Source organism: uncultured Chryseobacterium sp. (assembly GCF_913776365.1).
GTDB lineage: Bacteria > Bacteroidota > Bacteroidia > Flavobacteriales > Weeksellaceae > Chryseobacterium.
The window spans coordinates 1-6,399 of the sequence record NZ_CAJYMO010000141.1 but is presented as its reverse complement, the minus strand read 5'-3'; the positions used below and the strand labels follow the sequence as shown (position 1 = coordinate 6,399).

At 40.6% G+C, this 6,399-nt stretch carries 6 protein-coding genes and 1 pseudogene; 1 reads left to right on the top strand and 6 read right to left on the bottom strand.

What is annotated here, in order from left to right; translation table 11 throughout:
* The 6 genes from QZ735_RS07065 to QZ735_RS07040 all read right to left on the bottom strand — a co-directional run.
* Nucleotides 1–304: hypothetical protein (locus QZ735_RS07065; RefSeq protein WP_294246117.1), on the bottom strand; the 304-nt coding region annotated here is incomplete at its 3' end.
* A 3-nt stretch (nt 305–307) separates the two neighbouring features.
* A complete protein-coding gene (locus QZ735_RS07060) occupies nt 308–2,431 on the bottom strand; it encodes a M23 family metallopeptidase (protein WP_294246114.1) in 2,124 nt (707 codons plus the stop codon).
* Nucleotides 2,432–2,482: 51 nt separating this feature from the next.
* Entirely contained in the window at nt 2,483–3,289 is an 807-nt protein-coding gene (locus tag QZ735_RS07055; protein ID WP_294246112.1) for a DUF4280 domain-containing protein, read from the bottom strand.
* Between the two features lies 1 nt (nt 3,290).
* Nucleotides 3,291–4,319 (bottom strand): hypothetical protein, encoded by a 1,029-nt coding sequence (locus tag QZ735_RS07050; protein ID WP_294246108.1) that lies wholly within the window; start codon nt 4,317–4,319, stop codon nt 3,291–3,293.
* Nucleotides 4,320–4,409: 90 nt separating this feature from the next.
* Complete coding sequence (locus QZ735_RS07045) at nt 4,410–5,387, bottom strand: hypothetical protein (protein ID WP_294246103.1); 978 nt, start codon at nt 5,385–5,387, stop codon at nt 4,410–4,412.
* Complete coding sequence (locus tag QZ735_RS07040) at nt 5,384–5,800, bottom strand: hypothetical protein (RefSeq protein ID WP_294246100.1); 417 nt, start codon at nt 5,798–5,800, stop codon at nt 5,384–5,386. The genes QZ735_RS07045 and QZ735_RS07040 overlap by 4 nt, the downstream gene beginning before the upstream one ends.
* Before the next feature lie 432 nt (nt 5,801–6,232).
* On the opposite strand from QZ735_RS07040, the pseudogene QZ735_RS07035 reads away from it, so the two are divergent.
* Nucleotides 6,233–6,399, top strand: a pseudogene (locus QZ735_RS07035) (50S ribosomal protein L3); the annotation flags it as partial.

Here is a 6,399-nt window from a genome sequence, read left to right as displayed (position 1 = left end):
CTTTTAAGTCTGATACCTTACCTATATTATCGGTATATTTGAAAGAAAAATAGTATTTTCCCTGCCACCTTTCAAAGTGTGCCTTTTCAATTAATTCCTCATTTTCAATTAATTCTTCATCATTGTCTCCTAATGTATCCGCTTTTAAACTTGTATCACTATTCTTTTTAAAAGTATTTGTTTCTACGCCACTCTGCTCATTTTTTATTGGTTTCCTTTTGTTTTCTTTATCATTAATGCATGAATTAAATAGAACAAAAGGAAAAAAAAATATCAATAGATTTTTTACTGTAAATTTTTTCATTGACTAATATTTATTGTTTTCTTGTGTTTTTCTATCTGGTGTCTTTAATCTCACATAAAATGCTGGATTTTGTCTGTTCCTTAACCCATCTCCCGCCGTTTCCGCATCTGTAATTTCAAAATGTAAATGTCTTGCCTTCACACTTTGTTTTGCTGCATTTCCGCTATTGCCACTTTTTCCTATTTCCATCCCTGCTGTTACTCTTTGATTATTTAAAACGCTTATTTCACTAAGATGTCCATATCTCAAAAAGCGTTTATTTGTATCTCCAAATAAAGGCCCTTTCTCTTTCTCTCCTTTATATTGCAAATTATAATCTATTTTAGCATTATCTAAATCATTTTTATTCACTTCTATCACAATAAATTTTCCAAATGATCCTGCATTTTCTGAAATTAAAACTACCTTTCCATCAAGGCAAGCCTTAACCGGAGTACCTTTAGGTGCAAAAATATCCAATCCCTGATGATTTTTTGTGCCCGCATTTCTTACAAGTCCAAAGGATGATCCTGTAGGATTGTAACTACCATAGAAATTGAACAATGCTATTTCAGGATTATCAACAGGGTCATGCCATTTAGTATTTGATTCTACATCTTTTTTATCTGCTGCTATTTGTTGACAGGAAAAAGTGGATTCTTTATTTAATTCTCCTTTATTATACCATTTCTCTATTTCTTTAGCAATCTCCCATACATAAGTTTTGCCTTCTTCATTTTCCTCTTTATGAAAAACAGGATTTGCTGAGTATCCATTTTTCCGTACCCACTTTGTGTTTTTAATGACTTCACCTTTTGCATTGTAATCTAATATTAAATTTTTATCAAATACGACATGATTTCTTTGATTTCCCTTCCCACAGTCAACAGGCATTAAAATGGCTAAATAAAAATCTGCCAAAGTATTTAATTTTCCTTTATATGGCTCAAGATAATATTCTACATAGATCAGCTGTTCAAATTTGGTCATATTTTTCAGATTTCCATTTTTTCCAGATGTAATGTTGGTCTTTTTTCTCCTATTAATATCTGCTGCTGCATCTTTTCCAATTTGAATCAATCCTGTATAGCCCTTACTATTTATAAGTTTTGGATCAAAAGTCCCTCCGGTTTCTAAAGCCATTGCAGATGTTAAATAATCTGGCTTACTCCCTAATCTATATGCTATTTCTATAATTCTTTTACGTTCTTGGCAATTAAAATATTTTCCCCAGTATAAATTGGCTTTTTTACAAAAACATGTGTTATTGATTTGCTGTTCCTTCACCATCGCCGGGCTCCTGCCATCAGGCTTCTGCCGGGTGGGAGGCTGCTCTTTCTTTATGGTTCCTTTAGTTTCCCACCAGTCCCAGAGTTCTTTTGTCTTATCGGTTATGATATCACCGATGCCTTTGTCTTCTTTTGCTGATGTTGGCTTGGAAGCGGCAGGAGAATTTTTGGCTTTCGGGATGTCGGTGGGCTTTGGCCGGATTTCATGGGGAAGAGGAGGGAAGGGATTCTTTATTTCCACATTGCCGGTGGCATGCTTTTTATGGACGTAGTATTCTGCCGTTACGTAAAACTCCAGCTCTTTCGGATCCGGCTCGCCCTGCATAGCTTTCCTCATCAAAGCTTTTGTCAGTACGAATTCCACTGTCGCAGTTCCGTTGATGTTGACCTCTGCTGTTTTTGTTTCAATAGGTTTATTCGCGGTATGATGTCCCGGCCCCTTCGCATCATCTTCCCAAAGCGTAAACGTAAGCTCTTTCGTCAGCAGGTTGGTACAATAGGCTTTGGCTGTCAACTTTTCCATGAAGCTGAAAGTACTGCCTTTTCTACCGTCTGTATACAAAAGGTCGACCTTAAGGATCTTTGGGGTTTTGCCGGGCTGCGGACGGATGATGAGCCCGCCGCCTTCAGGCCCATACAGATAAGCTTCCAGTCTGTAAACGGATCCGATCGCTTTTTCACCGAATGTAAAATCGCTTATCCCTTTCTTCCTGATGCGGGTGGACGTGAACTTCCCGTTTTTTCTCTGCTTAAAGAGTTCCCAGGTTACCTCTTTCAGATTCCGTTTGTCTGCTTCGGTATCCGGGTACCATCCTGTTACCTGGTACGTATAGGTTTTTCCAGCGATGGGTTTTATCACTCCTGAAATCTGTGCTACGCCTTTTTTTTCATAATGGTGTTGTTTTTTTAATTACCAGGCATCTTCATTGTTTTCACCCGTTTCATCCCTGAATTCATCAAAGTCTATCAACGGATTATAGAGGTGGTGCGCTCTGGAATCAGCGTTACCGATATTGCTTTTCCCCAACTCCGCCTGCTGGCCATGCTTCAGAACAGTGATCTTTCCGCCTGTCATGCACCTCAGTTCTGAAATTTCCGTTAGGCAGCTTTTGTCCATGACTTTCACTTTATCGTAAGTATTCTGCCATTTTCCGGAAGGAATGCATGCGCAGGGAAGGTAACCTCCTGAAGTTGGTTTAAGTCTGCACTGACCGAAAGACTGGACAGGCGGATCAAAAAGCAGGTCGTCTTCCGTTACGGCAAGATAATCGGGCTCCCCGCTTTCATTATTCCAGTAATGTTTGTGGTGGCTGGTTACTTTGAAATGAGGATACCGGGTTCCCTGATCACATATCGCTTTGCCCTTGGGAATCACAAAGTATTTCCCGTCGTGACCGGCTGGCCCGCTTCCGTTTCGGTCTTCATATTTCTGTTCATCTTCAGCGTCCTGACAGGATTCATCCTGCTGTTCATCTTCAGCTTCATTACCATACCCGTTCATCTCATCTGCGTCTTCCCCTGCATGCCGTTCTTCTGCGAAATATTGAGGGTCTTCCGGAATCAGGATCTCAGTGCCTGCAGGAATTTCCCCTTGGATGATATTTTCTTCCGGACAATTCAGGTTATGGAATGTCCTGAGATAATTTTCATCTTTGATGTTGAATTTTTCTGCAAGGCCGGCAAAGCTGTCCTGTGGTTGTGATACGTATGTTTTCATCTTATTTCTGTGTTAGGTAGACAAGGTGTTTCTGGAATAACCGGTCCTGATGCCAGAGGCTGACACAGGATTCCGCTTCATACAATTGCCCGGTTGCTTTATAGGTAAAATACCGGATCTGAATTTCAGCATGGATCAAATCTTCCGGATCTTCCTCTTCAATGCGGGTTCCCTTGAGCAGTTCCCTGAGGCTGCAGGATTCTGAAAGTATTCCTGTTATCCTGGTTTCAGCACAGTCAGCATCTTCAAAGGAATAGTCGGCGTGAAAATGAAACAGCAGAGGAAATGAATGGCTGTGAATGAAAAACTCTTCCTTCCAGCCTGCCTGCTGATGAAACCACTTCAGGTCCGGAAATAATAAACGGATCCATAAACACGAATGCATCCGCCTGAAGAAATACGGTTCATCAGAAACAGCATCGTCAAATGTATCAAGGTATTTTTCTGAAAGTTCTCCGGTATGAAAATCCTCGAGGTGTTTTCTTTTCGACCTGAATTTTTCAACGGTGTTCTGATGTGCGGAACAGGATGCTACATTGCCTCCAGCTGACAGCCTGAATGAAACAGGGGAGATGCTCTTCATGCAATCCAGGGAAAGTGAGGACACTTTATCCTCCGGGACGGCGCCGTTGAGTCTGAAATCTTCTGCCGACAGTTCTGCGGTAAAACCGTCTCCGTTATTCCGGACGGTAAGCTGAACCGTATACTTACATTCTGAATTTTCCTGACGGGATTCCTTAAAAGTTTCTGAAACAAGATATTCCGGAGCATGGAAACCTGGAAAGTATACTGCAGGCGGAAGCATATTCTCTTGCAGGATCTTCAGTTTTTGTTCTGAGAGATAAAGTGTCGGAATCAGAATGAATTCAACACCGGTAAGGTTCCCGAACCAGATCCTGTCCATCTTTCCGCAGTTCCGGTTATGAAATATTTTCAGTTCTTCTTCAGTTATTCCGATTCTGGAGGCTAAAGAAGAGAGGCTGTCCTGCGGACGGATGTGTTTTATGAAATGGGTGGTCATTTGTGTCATTATTTTCCATCTGTATAAAAATAGAAAATAATTTCCAATGTGTCCTGTCTTAATTGTGAGACAGTTAGTTACGATGTGAAGGTGTTGGCGCTACAGCTCCCGTCCGGTAACAAATTTACGGTCCAGCTGATAATAGATAATGTCAAAATGCTTTATTTTTCTTTCCAGGAAACCTGTAACGTCACGGAGCTGGCCGTCCGGAATTTCCTCTATCTTAATCCTGAATCCTTTGTTCAGGTAATGTCCAAAATAAAACCCGTCTTTCAGCACTTCAGCCTCTGCTTCAGAGATTCTTTTAAAAGATGTATTTTCCAGGTCTTTGCGGGACATGGCATTGATCAGCCTGTGCTTCCCGAGATGATTGGTAACAATTCCCCAGGAATAGATGGGCAGTGCAATTTTGATATGGCGGATGGGATATTCATTAATCCCGGCCAGGTAATTTTTCAGAAGAGCTGTATCAAGGATAGAATTTTTTTTGGAATTTTCCAACGGTGAAGAGGTAGAATAGCACATCAGGTAGACTTTACTAACCGGCGGAATGCCTGTCCGGGCTTTATCTTTTACCTGATGAAGCCTCAGTGTGCAGGTTATTTCTTTCCGGGAAATTTTCCTGAGCTCTTTCAGGAATAAAAAATAATCTTCCCGGGTTCCTTCTGTCCAATCGCAGTCGATCTGGATTTCCGGATGCACCGGCAGCCTGAACTGTAACGCTTTTTTCCCGATGAGATCATTAACGCTTTTTGCCAGCCGGGCAATATCTTGATGCTGTATCTGAAAGAACGTACGGTTGGTTATAAAGACGACAGGGACTATCTTTTTTCCGGTATTAAAGCTTGGATCTTTTGTAAGCATTGCGACCGGCCGGAATCTCCCGGCAGATTTATCTACATCGAAAAAACGGGTATACAGATAAGGTGTGGTAGAGCGTTCCAGTGCTTTTTTCTCATCAACATCGAGCGACAGCTTTGTTTTCCAGTAATAAAAAGCATAGGGATGAATCTTCTTTTCAGAACAGGAAATAAAGAACAATAATGCGGATAAAACAAGGATTCCCGGGGTTTTCATCGGCGGTACAGTTTTCCTGCGCATGGACAATTCGTCTCTGCCATTTCTGAAACAGGGCAGCAGTCATCAGATTTTTTAATAGTTCCTTTACTGTCCGTCAGGTAAATTTTTTCCTTATTGAACTTTACATAGAATGTTTCATTATATGTTTTAAAATGTACTTTCATCACCTCCGGATGATAGGCTCCCGCATCGATTTCTTCCGTGGTTTCTTTGCCATCGGCCTGATTGATCTGCACAAACCCGAAATACACATGCCCGTTTTTCCTGACATCCAGATAATAGGCCGGCGTACCGGAACCGCTCATGCCTTCTTCGATCATAAAATCCCTTTTGCCGGTAAACGGCAGTTGGGATTGCGCAAAGGACCATACAAAGCCCGGCAGCAGCAATAAGAAAAATATCTTTTTCATAGTTTCATTTGATTACCCGATAGTGCAGCAAAAATTACACCGTGTTCATGCGTCGATAACTGCAGTATTCCCGCTCCTTAACTTTTTGAAAACCCTGATACCGGTCTTCTGTACAAACGCCTTCGGACCTACAGAAAATATCTGTATCATATAATAAAAGTGCGGCTCGTTTACAATAAGTAAAAGCCCATTTATTCTTACCTGTTTCGGAACGGAAAGAAATCCTGACGTGTTTTCAGTGCTTTTGGTTCAGAATGTTCTAATTGATTAAAAATCAAAATATTTTGTATGAAATATTTGTCAGTAATAAAATTATTCTTACATTTGCACACTCATTTTAGGAGCGTAGTATGCCTATATCAAACGTAGAAATTACTTCAGACTTCCTGAAATGATGATAAATAAAGGATAAATTTTATTATAATATAAACAATGTCAGGTATTATTGGTAAAAAAATCGGTATGACATCTTTGTTTAACGAAGAAGGAAAAAACATTCCTTGTACAGTTATCCAAGCTGGTCCGTGCTCGGTTTTACAGGTCAGAACCATTGAAAAAGACGGTTATAAGTCAGTTCAGTTAGGTTTCGATGACAAGAG